Genomic DNA, 16,612 nt, shown 5'->3' with positions numbered 1-16,612 from the left:
CTGCCTTTGTCGTTCTTGCTAGCTAGTGCCTTATTTTTCTGGAATAGAAAGTAGCACCAGTAGGGCACCATCGCCGCCAAATTCTAGAGGCGCTTGGTGGAATGCCATTACGTCTGGATGTTGAGCCAGCCAAAGCGGCGCTTTCTGCTTCAAGATATGCTTACCAATGCCGTGTTGCACACACGCACAGTGGATTTCGTTTTTCACGCAGTAAGCGATCATCGCGCCGAGCTCGCGCTTGGCTTCTTGCTGTGTCATGCCGTGCATGTCTAAGAAGACATCCGGCACATACACACCACGACGAAGTCGTTTCACTTCATAAGTGGACACATCGTCGCGCGCATAACGAGTTGGTCCCTCTTCGTTAAGAAGTGGAACGAACTCATCAGAAAAGTAAAACTCAGAATCACTCGCTTCACGGTTCGAGCGTTTGATTTCTTTTTGCTTAGTATTTTTTTTTGGCTGCTGGATTATGGTATCCTGTCGCAACTTTTTTACGCCCTGTACTGCATCCTGAAATAAGGCGAAATCGTCATCGTGTTCGGTGTCTTTTTTGCTCATTAGGTTAACAATTTCATTTTTACAATTTATGGCAGTATTGTAGCGCTTTTCGGAGGCAATTTTGGATAAGATTTTTGTAGAAGAGGCGGTATCGGAGCTGCATACCCTTCAAGATATGATTCGTTGGACGGTAAGCCGCTTTAACGCCGCTAACCTGTTTTACGGTCATGGCACTGATAATGCGTGGGATGAAGCGGTTCAGCTTATCCTGCCAACATTATACTTGCCGATTGACGTGCCTCCGCATGTATTGAACTCTCGCCTAACGACAAGCGAGCGTTTGCGTATTGTTGAGCGCGTAGTAAAACGCATCAACGAACGTACACCAACTGCATACCTAACCAACAAAGCATGGTTCTGCGGTCTTGAGTTCTTCGTTGACGAGCGTGTACTTGTGCCACGTTCTCCAATCGGTGAATTGATTCAAGCGGAATTCCAACCTTGGTTGGTGGAAGAGCCTACGCGTATCATGGACCTATGTACGGGTTCTGGTTGTATTGCAATTGCTTGTGCACATGCATTCCCTGACGCAGAAGTAGACGCGATCGATATCTCAACCGACGCACTTCAAGTTGCTGAGCAAAACGTACAAGATCACGGCATGGAGCAGCAAGTATTCCCAATCCGTTCTGACTTGTTCCGCGATCTACCAAAAGAGAAGTACAACTTGATCGTGTCTAACCCACCTTACGTGGACGAAGAAGACATGAACAGCCTACCAGACGAATTCACGCACGAGCCTGAGCTAGGTCTAGCAGCTGGTACTGACGGTCTAAAACTGGTTCGTCGTATTCTAGCAAACGCACCAGACTATCTAACGGATAGCGGTATTCTTGTGTGTGAAGTTGGTAACTCAATGGTTCACATGATGGAACAGTACCCACAAATTCCATTCACTTGGATTGAGTTTGAGAACGGCGGTCACGGCGTATTCATGCTAACGCGTGACCAGCTGGTTGAATGTGCAGAAGAGTTCAAACTGTACAAAGACTAAGTCAGTCGAAACTAACGAGTTGATCAAATAATGAAAACACCGAGCCTTGTGCTCGGTGTTTTTTTATCCGCTTCGCACTGAGTTAGGAAAATACAACCAGTTTTGTTTTTTCCACTAAATCGGGCTTTACATCAAAACGTAATAACGCCACTATGAATTCACGAAGAATTGGAAAGCAGTTGCGCTCATGGAGAGCGTGGCGACAAGAACTTGAGGAAGTAATGGCAGGAAACAGTATCGGACAACATTTCCGAGTGACGACATTCGGAGAAAGTCACGGTATCGCACTAGGATGTATCGTAGACGGATGCCCTCCAGGTTTGGAAATCACTGAGGCAGATCTGCAAACGGATCTTGATCGTCGCCGTCCTGGCACATCACGTTACACTACCCAACGTCGTGAACCGGACGAAGTAAAAATTCTTTCTGGCGTATTTGAAGGTCAAACAACAGGTACTTCAATTGGTTTGATGATCGAGAACACAGATCAACGCTCTAAAGACTACTCAGACATCAAAGACAAGTTCCGTCCAGGACACGCTGATTACACTTACCACCAAAAATACGGTGTGCGCGATTATCGAGGTGGCGGCCGTTCGTCTGCTCGTGAAACGGCAATGCGTGTGGCGGCTGGTGCAATCGCTAAGAAATATCTGAAAGACGAGTTCGGTGTTGAAATCCGCGCTTACTTGTCGCAAATGGGTGACGTTTCAATCGATAAAGTGGATTGGAATGAAATCGAAAATAATGCGTTCTTCTGCCCAGATGCAGACAAAGTAGAAGCGTTTGACCAACTTATCCGTGACCTGAAAAAAGAAGGCGATTCCATTGGCGCAAAAATTCAGGTTGTGGCAACGAACGTGCCTGTTGGTCTTGGTGAGCCTGTATTTGATCGTCTAGATGCAGACATTGCGCATGCGCTAATGAGCATCAATGCGGTGAAAGGCGTGGAAATCGGCGACGGTTTTGATGTGGTAAACCAAAAAGGCAGCGAGCACCGTGATACGCTTTCTCCAGAAGGCTTCGGTAGCAACCACGCGGGTGGCATTCTTGGCGGTATCTCTACCGGCCAAGAGATTGTGGCAAACATCGCGCTTAAGCCAACCTCAAGCATTACGGTTCCAGGCGAGACTATCACTAAAGAAGGTGAACCAACTCAGTTGATCACTAAAGGTCGTCATGACCCATGTGTGGGTATCCGCGCCGTGCCTATCGCAGAAGCGATGCTGGCTATTGTCGTTATGGATCACTTGCTACGACACCGTGGTCAAAACCATGGTGTACAAACCGAGACTCCAAAGATTTAAAAAAATAGCGCCGATGGGCGCTATTTTTTTATTTTGAGTCGCGGAGGAAGAACTCTTGCGAGCTCATCCCAAACCGCTCTACTCGCTTTGGAATGAGTGGCTTTTCCGAGACAAAGTAGTTGAATGGGAGCGGTAAAGTCCACAGTATAGCTGTCGAGTATGGTTGTCAGTTCGCCGCTCTCTAATTCTGATGCGATGACATTAGGATCAAGTCTCGCAATACCTACTCCTTGTTTGAGCAACTCTACCAAGGCCCTTGCATCATCACTTTGTATTGCGCCCTCTACTGATACGGATTCAATGTTTTTATTTTCATCGACAAATTGCCAATGGTTCTGTGTAGAAGTCTGATTGGCAAAAACTAAACACTGATGGAAAACCAATTGGTTCGGGTGGGTGGGATAGCCATTCACTTTTAAATAGTCATCACTTGCGACGAAGCACCAACGCTTTTCTCCAATCTTTCTCGCCAGCATTGGTGAGTCTGGTAACTCACCTATCCGGATTGCAATATCAATTTTGCTCTCAATTAAGTCGACACAGTTGTCATCAAAACTCAGTTGAAATTGGATCTGTGGAAAGCAAGCTACCAGATATTTCATTTGAGGTAGCAAATAGTGTTGCCCAAGAAGTGTCGAGCAACTGATTTTCACCTTGCCACTCGGTATCGTTTGTTGGTCGAGTAGAAAGGTCTCCATCTTGTCTAATAGAGAAGGAAGTTCTTGAGTAGTATTGAGTAACGCTTCTCCCGCCTCAGTTAAAGTTAGCTTTCGAGTGGTTCTTTGGAGCAGGCGTTGCTCTACAATCTCTTCTAACTGGCGAATTTTCTTGCTTACAGAAGAGCGCGGTAAATTGAGTTCATTTGCTGCAGACTGAAAACTTCCTCGCTCTGCGACAAGGCGAAAGGTTGCCAAGTGTGGGAGTAATTTATGGATATCAAAGAGGCTATTGGTGCTCATATAGAAACAAAATGATGATGGTTTGGTAGCTAATAATTATTGTTACTTTCAATTAACCTGACTTTGGATTCAATTCAAAGGAAGGAAAACATGAAGTCAAACGCAATATTGGTCACGGGAGCAACGTCTGGGATAGGGTTGGAATTAGCTCGAAAGTTAGCAAGTGAAGGCTATCACGTTGTTATAACAGGTCGAAATAAAGTGAAATTAGATGATGTTGCAACAAGATTAGGCGCTAACATCACTACGTTACTGTGTGACAATGAAAACCACCATGATGTACAAGCTATTGGTAAAGAGATTCAAGCGCTGAATATTAAGTTGGATGGCGTGGTTTTTAATGCTGGTGTTTACTTCCCTAACGAATTAGGAACTACATCGCTTGAAGAATTTGAGCTTACTTTAAATACCAATTTTAAAGCGCCGTTTTTTATGTTGCAGTCGTTACTTCCGGTGATGAATAACCCGGCCAGTGTCGTGATGGTCTCCAGTTTGGTTGTTGAAAAGGCCTTTGTGAATTCTTCACTTTATACGTCGAGTAAAATGGCGCTAGAAGGTCTAGTGGGAGTATTGAATCTAGAACTTGCTGAACGAGGGATTCGTATTAACAGCGTACGGCCAGGAGTAACAGCTACCGATATTCAAGAGAAAGCAGGAATGTCTCAAGAAGCATTTAATGGGTTGAAATTGGCGATGAAAGAGACACCAGCAGGTAGAATTTTAACGCCAAAGGACATAGTTCCTGCGATAGAGTTTCTACTATCTGAGTCATCCATTGGGCTGCGAGGTGCTGCTTTCGATATTGATGGAGGTTTTAGCTTATAAACACAAAAGGCAGCTCAATGAGCTGCCTTTTTAATGGGGTTTCAATTGGTTTCGAATTCAATTAGTGAATTGAACCTTCTGTTTCCAAGTGGAATGAAGGTAAGCGCCATTTGAAGCGTACTGCAGCCATACGCAGCATGTAACCAGTAATCAGAGTGACAATCGTCGCGGTTACATCTGGTACGTTGAATTCAAGCAGAGCTAGGTATAAACCAGATGCAATAAGTGCCACAGAGGCATAAAGCTCTTCGTGCAATACAAGTGGTGTTTGGCGACAAATCAAATCGCGTAGCAGACCACCAAATACGCCAGTTACCAATGCAGATACCATACAGATTCCAGGGTGCAAGCCCATGCCAATCGCTACCTTGGTGCCGATGATGCTAAATACGATCAAGCCAAGTGCATCTAAACGAATGAATAGACCTTTCAGCTTAATTACCCATTTTGCTAAGCCAGTCGTTAGTACACCGGCAACGCATGTGATTGCTAGAAATTCTGGGTTCTTTACCCAACCCAGTGGGTAGTGACCTAGTAGAATGTCGCGTACTGTACCGCCACCAATTGCCGTTGCACTAGCTACCAACATAACGCCAAACCAATCCATTTTTCTTCGACCAGCGCTCAATGCACCAGTCATGGCTTCGGCCGTGATACCAATGATGTACAACACACTTAGCAGCATAAGGGGACACTCAAATAAAAGGGCTCTGTCATGATCCTTGAGATTAAGGAAAACAGCAGCAAAACTTACCAACAAGATTTAAGCCTTGGGAGGGGCTCAAACCCAAAAAGAATCTCGCTTTAAGTGGCGTTGAAGTCGCCAGCATTAAGCTTAAAAATAAGGCGTGAGTGTAGTGGGAAATGTGATCTGTGACGAATGAGAAATTGTATGGAGAAAGCCGCTTTCAGATAAACTCAGCTAATAACCAAACTTGTTGTGTGGCTTTACCTGCGTAACAAAAACAGCGACAATGCGCACCGCATATCAATTTGAAGTACAGAATCGATCATGAACCACGAATATCAAGACCTTATCACCATTTTCAATAATACATTTCTCGAGTCTTTTAATACTAAGCTAGAACTCGGTGGTGATGAGCCGATTTACTTACCAGCAGATCAAGAGCATCCCCATCATCGGATTATTTTTGCTCGTGGTTTCTATGCGTCAGCGCTACACGAAATTGCCCATTGGTGCGTAGCAGGACCCGAGCGTCGTTTGCTGGAAGATTTTGGTTACTGGTATGAACCTGACGGCCGCACAGCCGAGGTTCAAGCTGAGTTTGAAAAAGTGGAAATTCGCCCTCAAGCGTATGAGTGGATTCTAGCGAAAAGTGCTGACTTCCCTTTTAACGTCAGTTGTGACAATCTACACGGCGATTTTGAACCAGATCGTCTTGGTTTCATGCACAAAGTGCACAATGAAGTAATGGGTATTCTAGAAAACGGTCTTCCGCCTCGCGTGAAAATGCTATCGGATGCGTTGTGTGCTTTTTACCAAACCAAGCCGCTGGAAACGTCTGACTTTATCGTTAAATAACCTCAGAGAAGCTCCATGATTATTGAATTTGAAGAAAAACTACTAGAACTGATTGATGCTCGCATTGAAACGGCATCGGATGATGAATTGTTTGCTGGTGGTTATTTGCGTGGTCACATTTCTCTGTCTGCTGCAGCGTGTGAAGAAGAAGGCATTAACGATGTGACAGAGCTGAAATCTCGCATCGAAAATAGCCTCGAAGCAGCGCGCTCAGAACTGACGCCTGCGGATCGCGTGATAGTGAGCGATCTGTGGCAAGAGCTCCAAGCGCAAGCTTAAGGCTCGGTTAGTTGCTCTAAGCTTCTAGTCAAAACTAAAAAGAGTTGATATAAACTCCTTCGAAATTTTCGAATCTCTCCTTAAAATTTTTGTGGTTGTAGCACCTAGGCTCACCTTTTACTCTAGTGAGTACAAAACGTGACCAAAGGATTACAACCATGAAAATTATCGCATTCGGCGCTTCTACTAGCTCCACCTCTATCAATAAAACCCTTGCGACTTACGCTGCCAACCTTGTTGAAGGTGCAGATGTGCAAGTGTTAGACCTCAATAGCTACGATGTTCCTCTGTTCAGTGAAGACAAAGAGAAAGAAATTGGGCAAGCGGAAGGTGCAAAGGCGTTCCTTGCAGACATCGCTGCGGCTGATGCGTTGGTGGTTTCTTTTGCTGAGCACAATGGTTCTTACCCAGCGGCTTACAAAAATCTATTCGATTGGGCGACACGTATCGAGCGCAACGTATTCCAAAATAAACCTGCGGTGTACCTAGCGACGTCACCAGGTCCTGGTGGTGCACAAACGGTTTTGGCTGCGGCAACAGGTTCTGCTCCTTACTTCGGTGCTGAAGTGAAAGCATCACAATCTGTTCCAAGCTTCTACGATAACTTTGATTTGGAAACAGGTCAGTTCCGTAATGCGGAAGTTGCCGAGCAAGTGAAAGCGGCTGTGGCAGCATTGAACTAAAAACTGGTAACCCCCTCTAACTCCCCCTTAGAAAGGGGGAGGACGAATGCGGAGCTAAGAACTTGTTCTTCACTTGTTCAAAATGAGGCGAGAAGTGGTTGTTTGTTCTCAGAGCTACCCCCTCTAACTCCCCCTTGGAAAGGGGTAGGACGAATGTGGGGCTAAGAACTTGTTCCTCCCCTTTTTAAGGGGAGGCTAGGAGGGGGTCTTTACGCACTCGAAACGCGTTACAACTCAGTAATCGCCTTACCTTTACGCAGTCTTCTAACCCACATACGGCTTGGGTGCAGCTCAGTCAGTACATCAACAGGCAGTGGTAACGGGTCACCACAGATTTGTGATGCCAACACTTCTGCCATTAGGGGCGCTGAGCTCAAACCGCGAGAACCTAACCCTAGGAAACAGAATAGGTTAGGGAACTGGTGAATCGCTTCGATGTCTTGTTCTTGTTGATTTTGTAGATCCGCATATTGCGTTTTGATGATTTCAAAGTCGCCTACGTTACCTACAAACGGCAGGTGATCACGGCTAACGCAGCGAATGCCTTGGCGTGATAAATTACCAGAGGTATCCACTTCTTTCGTCCAAGCTTGGTTTGGCAAACACTTCACCAACTTCTCGGCGTTGTCTTTTTGTGCTTCCTCGTCAAACTCGTAATCGAGGTGGCTACGGTCGTAGCTTGCACCGATACATAGGTGCTGATTATTTGGGTTAACAGGTGTCATGTAACCGTCGTAACACAGTACCGTTTTTAGCTTGGACAAGGTTTCTGTCGCTGGTGCGTGGCTAACTTGACCTTTTACCTGACCCATTGGTAGATCAGCGGTTTGGCTTAGTGTTTGGAACTCACTGCCATTAGCAACCACTACAGTGGAGTGCTCAAAGCTTTGACCGTTCGCTTTCAATGTCCAAAGCTGACGCGCGTCATCCCAATCTAGTGATTTTACTTGATGCTCGAACTTCGCTTCAAAAAGCTCTGTTTTTTCTAGCCGAGAAATCAAACCACGAGTTAGTTCAGCAGGACATAACCAACCGCCAAGAGGGTAATGAACCGATGCCATATCGATCGGCAAGCCAATTTTTTCAGCCGTCTCTTCAGCAGATAGTTTGTGAATCAACTCTGGCGTGAAATTACCAGCAAGCATTTTTTCCAACTTGTCTGCAGATTTGTTATCCCACATGAGTTGCGTGATGCCACACCAATCGTGATCAAATTGGATATCTTGCGCTGCTTGGTCAACAAACTGACGGGCAAACAAAAAGCCCGGAGCAAACACACGAGAAACGCCTTTGTGGGGACCATTTAATAATGGGTACACAGCACCTTGGCGGTTTCCTGATGCTCCTTCAGCAGGTTGAGCATCTTTGCAGTAGAGTGTGACATTTTGACCGCGGCGAACCAGCGTTTTTGCCAGAGCCGCACTTGCAATACCGCCACCTATTATCGCAATGGAATCGTGATTACTTGACGCAGTGCGGTTGAACCAAGGTAAGTGGTTTGAATGCCTTTCACGTTGTTCCATCGAACCGGCGATCATTTCACGTTTGGTGCCAAAGCCTTTGACTTTCTTCATTGCAAAGCCCGCTTCGTTTAAGCCTCGACGCACTAAGCCCGCTGCCGTAAAGGTTGCGACCGTGCAATCCTGTTTCGCCAATTTTGCCATGCCGTTGAATAGGTTTTGGTTCCACATTTCTGGGTTTTTGCTTGGTGCAAAACCATCTAAGAACCAAGCATCAATCAAGCCTTGCTCAGCATAAGGAACAAGCGGCATGCAGTCTTTGATATCGCCAAACCAAAGATCGAGTGTGATAGCGCCGTCTTCTAAAACAATGCGATGACACTCAGGCACTGCGGCAGGATAGTGCTGTTGCAGTTTTTCGGCAAACTCTGCCAATTCTGGCCATGATTGATGCGCTTTTTCTAAGTCCGACTTGCTCAGTGGGTACTTCTCAAAGCTGACAAAATGCAATTCTTTTAGCGCTGCCTCTGGATATTCGCGACGAAATTCGGTAAACCATTGCCACACAGCTAAGAAGTTCAACCCTGTGCCAAATCCGGTTTCACCAATAACAAAACGTCTTTGGTCAAATTCCTGCCATCTTTCTGGTAGATGATTTTGTTTGAGGAACACGTAGCGCGTCTCTTCAAGACCGTTTACGTTGGAGAAATAGACATCATCAAATTGGTCAGAAACTGGTGTCCCAGCTTCGTTCCAACCAAGTTCTGCATTTTTAATTGAAGTCATAATGGTGCAAATATGTGATTTGGCGCGGTTAGAATTCGTCGATTGTACGAATTTATGGGAAAGCTGACCACTTTTGTTGACTATCTTAGTTATTATCTAGCTGATTTTTGAATTATAGGAATGTCATAATGAAACGAGTCGTAATCACCGGTATGGGTATTGTTTCAAGTATCGGTAACAACGTCGAAGAAGTTCTAGCGTCTCTTAAAGCGGGCAAATCTGGCATCACTGCGTCTGAGCAGTTTAAAGAAAACGGTCTGCGCTCGCAGGTTTGGGGTGATCTGAAAATCAACCCAGCAGAGCACATTGATCGTAAGCAGATGCGCTTTATGGGTGATGCGGCTGCTTATGCATACCTATCCATGCAGCAAGCAATTGAAGACGCTGGTCTATCTGAAGAACAAGTTTCAAACGATCGTACAGGTATCGTTGCTGGTTCTGGTGGTGCTTCTGCATTCAACCAAACAGTTGCGACAGACACAATGCGTGCGAAAGGCGTAAAACGCGTAGGTCCTTACATGGTGCCGCGTACTATGTCTTCAACAGTATCTGCGTGTCTTGCAACACCATTTAAGATTCGTGGTGTGAACTACTCAATGAGCTCAGCTTGTGCAACATCTGCACACTGTATCGGTCACGCGATGGAGCTTATCCAACTTGGCAAGCAAGACATCGTATTCGCTGGTGGTGGTGAAGAGCTAGATTGGTCTCAAACTATGATGTTTGACGCGATGGGCGCACTATCTACTAAGTACAACGAGACTCCAGATAAAGCATCTCGTACTTACGATGCAGACCGTGATGGTTTCGTTATCTCTGGCGGCGGCGGCATGCTGGTTATCGAAGAACTTGAGCACGCTCTAGCTCGTGGTGCGAAAATTTACGGTGAGATCGTAGGTTACGGTGCGACTTCTGATGGTTACGACATGGTAGCACCATCAGGTGAAGGTGCGGTTCGCTGTATGAAGATGGCAATGCAAGATGTTGATGCTATCGACTACATCAATACGCACGGTACATCGACTCCAGTTGGTGACGTGAAAGAGCTAGGTGCTATCCAAGAGCTATTTGGTGACAACAGCCCTGCTATCTCTGCAACGAAAGCGATGACAGGTCACGCACTAGGTGCTGCTGGCGTTCACGAAGCAATTTATTCAACTCTAATGCTAGACAATGGCTTCATTGCTCCAAGTGTGAACATCTCTAACTTGGATGAAGCAGCACAAGGTCTAGACATTGTAACGGAAGCTCGTGACGCTGAGCTAACGACAGTTATGTCAAACAGCTTTGGTTTTGGTGGTACAAACGCGACATTGGTAATCAAAAAGTACCAAGCATAAGCGACCCAAAGCTAACTGAATTTGTTGGGCTGTGATTCTCTTCGTGGAGTGAACCGACCAACAAACCAGTTTCCAGAGCTTGATCAGGTCAACTGATCGAACAGACGCAGACTTTATCCCAAGGAGAGCGGGATAGGATCCTTTTGTTCTGGAACTTTGCCCGGCTAATTTAGCCGGGCTTTTTCTTTTCTGAAACCTGCTTTTGAAAGTCACTTGGGTATAGTTGTTGAGATTTTTCAAGAAAAGGGCACAATCGCTTTAGCTTCGCATCTTGCGAATAAACGAACTCATACAAATGGATGTTAAACGCTGGCGCTATGAAAATTATTGTTGATGAAAATATGCCGTACGCTGAAGAGCTATTCAGCCAACTCGGAGAAGTGATTCTAAAACCCGGTCGTACACTGACAGCCGATGATTTAGTGGATGTAGATGCGCTAATGATTCGCTCGGTCACCAAAGTAAACGCAGAGCTGATCAGCAAAGCAAACAAGCTGAAGTTCGTTGGTACAGCAACGGCAGGCATGGATCATGTAGACCAAGCACTATTGCAAGAGAAAGGTATTTTCTTCACCGCAGCACCAGGTTGTAACAAAGTTGGTGTTGCTGAGTACGTGTTCAGTGCCATGATGGTGTTAGCACAGCAGCAAGGATTCTCGGTTTTCGATAAAACCGTTGGCATCATTGGCGCGGGGCAAGTCGGTAGCTATCTTGAAAAATGTTTGAAGGGCATGGGCATTAATGTGCTTATTAATGACCCGTTCAAACAAGAAGAGGGTGATTCTCGCATCTTCACTCCGCTAGCCGAGTTGATCGAACGTTCTGACATCATTACGCTGCACACGCCAATCACCAAAGATGGCCCATACCCAACGCATCATCTGATTGATGAGAAGGTGCTAAATGGTCTTCGTAGCGATCAAATTCTTATCAATGCGGCACGCGGTCCAGTCGTGGACAACCAAGCGCTTAAGCAACGTTTACTGAAAAACGACGGCTTTACAGCGGCACTCGACGTGTTTGAATTTGAACCAGAGGTTGATATGGAGCTTCTGCCTCTGCTAGCATTCGCAACCCCTCACGTTGCAGGCTATGGTCTGGAAGGGAAAGCTCGCGGTACGACGATGATTTTCAACAGCTACTGTGAGTTCTTAAATAACGAATTACGTGCGCATGCCAGCGATTTACTGCCAACCGCGCCTGTTCCGACTATGGTATTGGACAGAGCATGGGATGAAGCGACGCTGCACAACATCACGCAGTTAATCTATGATGTGCGTAAAGATGACGCTCTTTTCCGCCGCGAAATCAGTAAGCCAGGCTCTTTTGACCTGATGCGTAAGAACTACTGGGATCGCCGCGAGTACAGCGCTGTCACGCTAATGGGTAATGAAACATGTAATCTTGCACCATTAGCAGAACTAGGTTTTCAGGTTGAGGTAAGTCAATGAGCCAGCAATACAATGTTGCCGTATTAGGTGCGACCGGTGCGGTCGGTGAAACAATTTTGGAAGTGCTTCAAGAGCGCAAATTCCCAGTAGGCGAAATCTTCCTACTCGCGAGTGAGCGCAGTGAAGGTAAGACTTACCGCTTCAATGGTAAAACGGTACGTGTTCAAAACGTAGAAGAGTTTGATTGGTCTCAAGCGCACATTGCGTTGTTCTCTGCTGGCGGTGAACTATCTGCTAAATGGGCACCAATTGCAGCTGACGAAGGTGTTATCGTAATCGACAACACGTCACACTTCCGCTACGAATACGACATTCCTCTTGTTGTTCCAGAAGTAAACCCAGAAGCGATTGCAGAGTTCCGTAACCGCAACATCATCGCGAACCCGAATTGTTCAACCATTCAAATGCTGGTGGCGCTGAAGCCAATTCACGATGCAGTTGGTATCGAGCGCATCAACGTATCGACTTACCAGTCTGTATCTGGTGCAGGTAAGTCAGGTATTGATGAGCTTGCAGGTCAAACAGCGAAACTGCTAAACGGTCTACCAGCTGACAAGAAGCAATTCTCTCAGCAGATCGCGTTTAACTGTATTCCGCAAATCGACCAGATGATGGAAAACGGCTACACCAAAGAAGAAATGAAAATGGTGTGGGAGACGCAAAAAATCTTCAACGATTCATCGATCACAGTAAATCCAACGTGTGTTCGAGTACCAGTGTTCTACGGTCATGCAGAAGCGCTTCACGTTGAAACTCGTTCTCCAATTGATGCGCAAGAAGTTATCAACCTTCTTGAGCAAACGGATGGTATTGAAGTATTCCACGGTGAAGATTTCCCAACACAAGTTCGCGATGCGGGCGGTAAAGACCATGTTATGGTTGGTCGAATCCGTAACGATATCAGCCACCACAGCGGCGTAAACTTGTGGGTCGTTGCGGATAACGTTCGTAAAGGAGCAGCAACTAACGCGGTTCAAATCGCAGAAGTTCTAATCCGCGACTACTATTAATTGGTACTTGGTCACTTTGATTAAGGATCTTAAAGCCTCGCTCAGTGCGAGGCTTTTTTGTTCTATCTGAAAAAAATTGTGTGAGATTAGTACGAATATTTCGCGAGCCCCACATTTTTTATCCTCAAACCTATAGTTTTGCTCGCTATATCCGATATATTTAACCGATCACCATTTAAATTATTTTTAGCACACAGACTGAGCTTTTTATGCATCAAAACTATAAGCGTCTATTAGCTGCACTAATGCTGATGGGCGCGACTCAGACATCGTCAGTGGTACAGGCTGAAGCAATTCGACTTGTCGGCCCCTCTGGTGAAGTGCAAGCTGCTCCGAGTTATGCAGAGCAGATAGAAAGAGCGCTTCCAGCGACTCCAGAAAATTTACAGCCTTCACGTTTTTACGGCCCTACCGGTCAAAATGAAACGTTATGGTCTATCGCGACTAAGTTAAGGCCATCAAACTCAGTTTCTGTTCAGCAAACGCTACTTGCCATTTATCGTATCAACCCTCAAGCGTTTGAGAATCAGAATATCCATCTCTTGGAACCTGGTAGCCGTTTAAGAGTGCCATCTCTTGAGCAAACTCGGATTGCTACAACCGCTCAAGCGGCGGCTGTAATGAAGGCGCATCAGGCAAAACTCAATCAAGCGACACAGCCAAAACCTGTTGAACCTAAGCCTGAACCTGTACGCCCAGTCCAAGCAAAGCCTGAGCCTCAAACTACTACACCGAAGATAAATGTGGTTCAACCTGAGGAAGTTCAGATTACAGAGAAACCGCTTCCTAAAGTGGAAACTTCTCCTCAGGGAGAGCAACAGGTATCGGCATTAAAAGAAAAGCTACAAGTATCTCAAGGCGAGTTGGAATCACTCGAAGAAAAGAATCACCATTTGAGGTTGATGCTGTCTGAAGTTCAAACCGAAGTAGATTCTTTAAAAACTGAATTAAATGACGAAGAGCGCATTCGCTCAGAAGTTGAAAAATTATTAGCTGAAGAACGTCAACGCGTTGCTGAGCAACAAAGAATGCAGCCGAGCACATTGGATAAAATTTTGTCCAATGGCTGGTTAGTTGGTCTCGCTGCATTGATTCCAGGTGTATTGATTGCCTTATTGATCGTGATGCTGTTGGGACGTCGTTCAGCTGCGAAAGAAGAAGCCGCGGAAACAGAAACGCCTACACCTGAAATGGCAGCTGCACCGCTCGCTATTGGTGACTCCATTGATGAGCTTGATGAAGAGTTGAGTCTAGATGATGATCTCTTTGGTGATGATAGTGACCATGACGAGCTGTTCTCTGATGACAGCGGTCAAGAGGATGACGACGTCTTTGCAAGTTTGGATGATGACGATCTTGACTTCAATCTTGAAGGGGAAGATGGAGAAGATCCATTCGCTGGTATTGGTGACGATGGCGACCTTGATGTTGGTTTAGATGACTTTGATTCGTCAGCTAATGGAATCAGCGTTAATGGTGAAGAGAAAGCGTTAGGTCTTGAAGAGATGGAACGCGCACTAGATGAAGTATCACCAGAACTAGATTTAGATGATACCGCTTCAGGTGATGACTCTGCTTTCGATCTCTCTGATGAGCCGGCAGATACTGGTTTGTCTATGTCAGAAGATGAGTTCTCAGAACTACTATCTGCTGATGAACCAACAGAAGAACTTGAATCGGGTGCATTAGATCAATCAATGCTCGATGACTTGTTCTCTGGACTTGCAGAAGAAGATGATGCTCCGATTGAAGACAGTTCTCCAAGTGAAGTAAACGAAAATGCGTTTGGCGCTGGAATGGCATCTGATGATGACATCGATCAGCTATTAGCACAGTATGAGCAACCAGCCGAAGAGGTTGAAGAAGCTCAATCAACAGCGAACGATGAGTTTGATTTGAGTGAAGACAGCGATGCATCTGCTTTACTCGATGAGTTGCTCGGAGAAGATGATGGCGGTTCACTGTCAGAGTTAGACCCACTTGAAGAGCTTGAAGAACTTGCAGGCTACGATGAAGAGCACATTGACGAAAGTAGCACAGACCTACTCGATGAACTGATTGATTTAGATGAGGATGATAGTGAAGACTTCGATCCTCTAAATGAATTAGAGCAACTGTCAGGTTTTGATAATGATTCAGAGGCATTGGAGTTAGATGAAAATAGCACAGAGTTGCTCGATGAATTATTAGATTCGGACGCTGATGAATTTCTTGAAGAGGACTCCGAGTCCGATAAAGATGCATTTGATGAACTTATCGGTCAAGACGATACAGAGAGCAATGAAGATGAACTATTATCATCACTTGGCTTTGAGGAACTTCTAGCAGAGCAGTCGCCAGCGGTTGAAGAGAGCTCCTCTTCTTTAGACACTGACTTTGACATTGATGCGCTAGTTTCTGAGCAGCAAGTAGAAGGCTCTCAAGCTGAAGATGAGCAGTCAGTACAAGCTGAGGAAGAGCGCAGTTTTGACCGGAATCAGTTCGTTGGTGATTTGGAAGAGATTTCACCTAAAGGCGATGCTTTACTTAACGAGCTGTCTGAAGCAGAAGCTCAAGATGAGCCTTTGGAAGGTGCAGAGGTTGCCTTTGAAGCTGAATCAGCTCTTGAGTCAGAGCCATCAGATCTACCAGATCCAGTGGTAGAGGAGGTTATTGAGCCTGAGTTTGAAGAGCCAAAAGTAACACCAACACCAAATACTTCTCCGAACGAGTTTGGCGTTCCTCAAGAGGAAGACTGGTTACTTGATGAAGAGTCATCACAACCAGAGCAGCCAGTTGTTGAAGCGCAAGAGTCCAACTTTGATGAGCTAGAACTTCCTGAGTTTGGTGAAGAAGATGCGATGGCATCTATGGCTGAAGAGCTAGCAGAGCCGGAAGTCGCAGCTCAACCAGAGCAGTCAGTTGTTGAAGATGAAGAGTTCAACTTCGATGAGCTAGAGTTGCCAGAGTTTGGTGAAGAAGATGCGATGGCATCAATGGCTGAAGAGCCAGCGGAGCCGGAAATCGTAGCTCAACCAGAGCAGCCAGTTGCTGAAGATGAAGAGTTCAACTTCGATGAGCTAGAGTTGCCAGAGTTTGGTGAAGAAGACGCGATGGCATCCATGGCTGAAGAGCCAGCAGAGCCAGAAGTCGCAGCTCAACCAGAGCAGCCAGTTGCTGAAGCGGAAGAGTTCAACTTCGATGAGCTAGAGCTACCAGACTTTGGTGAAGAAGATGCGATGGCATCTATGGCTGAAGAGCCAGCAGAGCCGGAAGTCGCAGCTCAACCAGAGCAGCCAGTTGCTGAAGCGGAAGAGTTCGACTTCGATGAGCTAGAGCTACCAGAGTTTGGTGAAGAAGATGCGATGGCATCAATGGCTGAAGAGCCAGTGGAGCCGGAAGTCGCAGCTCAACCAGAGCAGCCAGTTGTCGAAG

General features: G+C 45.9%; 14 protein-coding genes. 10 read left to right on the top strand and 4 right to left on the bottom strand.

The window, feature by feature from the left end; all coding sequences use genetic code 11:
- Positions 1–30 precede the first annotated feature (30 nt).
- Positions 31–561, bottom strand: a complete 531-nt coding sequence (smrB, locus tag B853_RS10570; protein ID WP_010449555.1) for an endonuclease SmrB — start codon at positions 559–561, stop codon at positions 31–33.
- A gap of 61 nt (positions 562–622) precedes the next feature.
- On the opposite strand from smrB, the gene prmB reads away from it, so the two are divergent.
- Entirely contained in the window at positions 623–1,555 is a 933-nt protein-coding gene (prmB, locus tag B853_RS10565; RefSeq protein ID WP_010449553.1) for a 50S ribosomal protein L3 N(5)-glutamine methyltransferase, read from the top strand.
- 221 nt (positions 1,556–1,776) lie between these two features.
- Positions 1,777–2,862: a chorismate synthase gene (aroC, locus tag B853_RS10560; RefSeq protein ID WP_005433120.1), complete on the top strand. Its 1,086-nt coding sequence runs from the start codon at positions 1,777–1,779 to the stop codon at positions 2,860–2,862.
- 20 nt (positions 2,863–2,882) lie between these two features.
- Here aroC and B853_RS10555 read toward each other — a convergent pair whose 3' ends face one another.
- Entirely contained in the window at positions 2,883–3,821 is a 939-nt protein-coding gene (locus B853_RS10555; protein ID WP_038884341.1) for a LysR family transcriptional regulator, read from the bottom strand.
- A 90-nt stretch (positions 3,822–3,911) separates the two neighbouring features.
- Between B853_RS10555 and B853_RS10550 the strand changes: the two genes are divergently transcribed.
- Positions 3,912–4,646, top strand: coding sequence for an SDR family NAD(P)-dependent oxidoreductase (locus B853_RS10550; protein WP_038884342.1), 735 nt, complete (start codon positions 3,912–3,914; stop codon positions 4,644–4,646).
- A 61-nt stretch (positions 4,647–4,707) separates the two neighbouring features.
- Here B853_RS10550 and B853_RS10545 read toward each other — a convergent pair whose 3' ends face one another.
- Entirely contained in the window at positions 4,708–5,331 is a 624-nt protein-coding gene (locus tag B853_RS10545) for a trimeric intracellular cation channel family protein (protein ID WP_005433103.1), read from the bottom strand.
- 327 nt (positions 5,332–5,658) lie between these two features.
- On the opposite strand from B853_RS10545, the gene B853_RS10540 reads away from it, so the two are divergent.
- From B853_RS10540 to B853_RS10530, 3 genes are all read left to right on the top strand, one after another.
- Positions 5,659–6,189, top strand: a complete 531-nt coding sequence (locus tag B853_RS10540; protein ID WP_038884343.1) for an elongation factor P hydroxylase — start codon at positions 5,659–5,661, stop codon at positions 6,187–6,189.
- Between the two features lie 15 nt (positions 6,190–6,204).
- Positions 6,205–6,468 (top strand): YfcL family protein, encoded by a 264-nt coding sequence (locus B853_RS10535; RefSeq protein ID WP_010449546.1) that lies wholly within the window; start codon positions 6,205–6,207, stop codon positions 6,466–6,468.
- Positions 6,469–6,626: 158 nt separating this feature from the next.
- On the top strand, positions 6,627–7,151 hold the full coding sequence (locus B853_RS10530; RefSeq protein ID WP_038884345.1) for an NADPH-dependent FMN reductase: 525 nt from the start codon (positions 6,627–6,629) through the stop codon (positions 7,149–7,151).
- A gap of 227 nt (positions 7,152–7,378) precedes the next feature.
- On the opposite strand, the gene mnmC is transcribed toward B853_RS10530, so the two are convergent.
- A complete protein-coding gene (gene mnmC, locus B853_RS10525; protein WP_038884347.1) occupies positions 7,379–9,397 on the bottom strand; it encodes a bifunctional tRNA (5-methylaminomethyl-2-thiouridine)(34)-methyltransferase MnmC2/FAD-dependent 5-carboxymethylaminomethyl-2-thiouridine(34) oxidoreductase MnmC1 in 2,019 nt (672 codons plus the stop codon).
- 128 nt (positions 9,398–9,525) lie between these two features.
- Between mnmC and fabB the strand changes: the two genes are divergently transcribed.
- From fabB to B853_RS10505, 4 genes are all read left to right on the top strand, one after another.
- Positions 9,526–10,737 carry a beta-ketoacyl-ACP synthase I gene (gene fabB, locus B853_RS10520; RefSeq protein ID WP_010449539.1) on the top strand — a complete coding sequence of 404 codons (1,212 nt, stop codon included), beginning with the start codon at positions 9,526–9,528 and terminating at the stop codon, positions 10,735–10,737.
- A 317-nt stretch (positions 10,738–11,054) separates the two neighbouring features.
- Complete coding sequence (locus B853_RS10515; RefSeq protein ID WP_038884350.1) at positions 11,055–12,188, top strand: 4-phosphoerythronate dehydrogenase; 1,134 nt, start codon at positions 11,055–11,057, stop codon at positions 12,186–12,188.
- Positions 12,185–13,198 (top strand): aspartate-semialdehyde dehydrogenase, encoded by a 1,014-nt coding sequence (locus tag B853_RS10510; RefSeq protein WP_010449535.1) that lies wholly within the window; start codon positions 12,185–12,187, stop codon positions 13,196–13,198. The genes B853_RS10515 and B853_RS10510 overlap by 4 nt, the downstream gene beginning before the upstream one ends.
- A 209-nt stretch (positions 13,199–13,407) precedes the next feature.
- The coding region (locus tag B853_RS10505) for a FimV/HubP family polar landmark protein (protein ID WP_128826876.1) at positions 13,408–16,612 on the top strand (3,205 nt) is incomplete at its 3' end.

The organism is Vibrio rotiferianus CAIM 577 = LMG 21460 (assembly GCF_002741985.1).
GTDB classification, from domain to species: domain Bacteria; phylum Pseudomonadota; class Gammaproteobacteria; order Enterobacterales; family Vibrionaceae; genus Vibrio; species Vibrio rotiferianus.
This window is presented reverse-complemented; position numbering and strand designations above follow the sequence as displayed.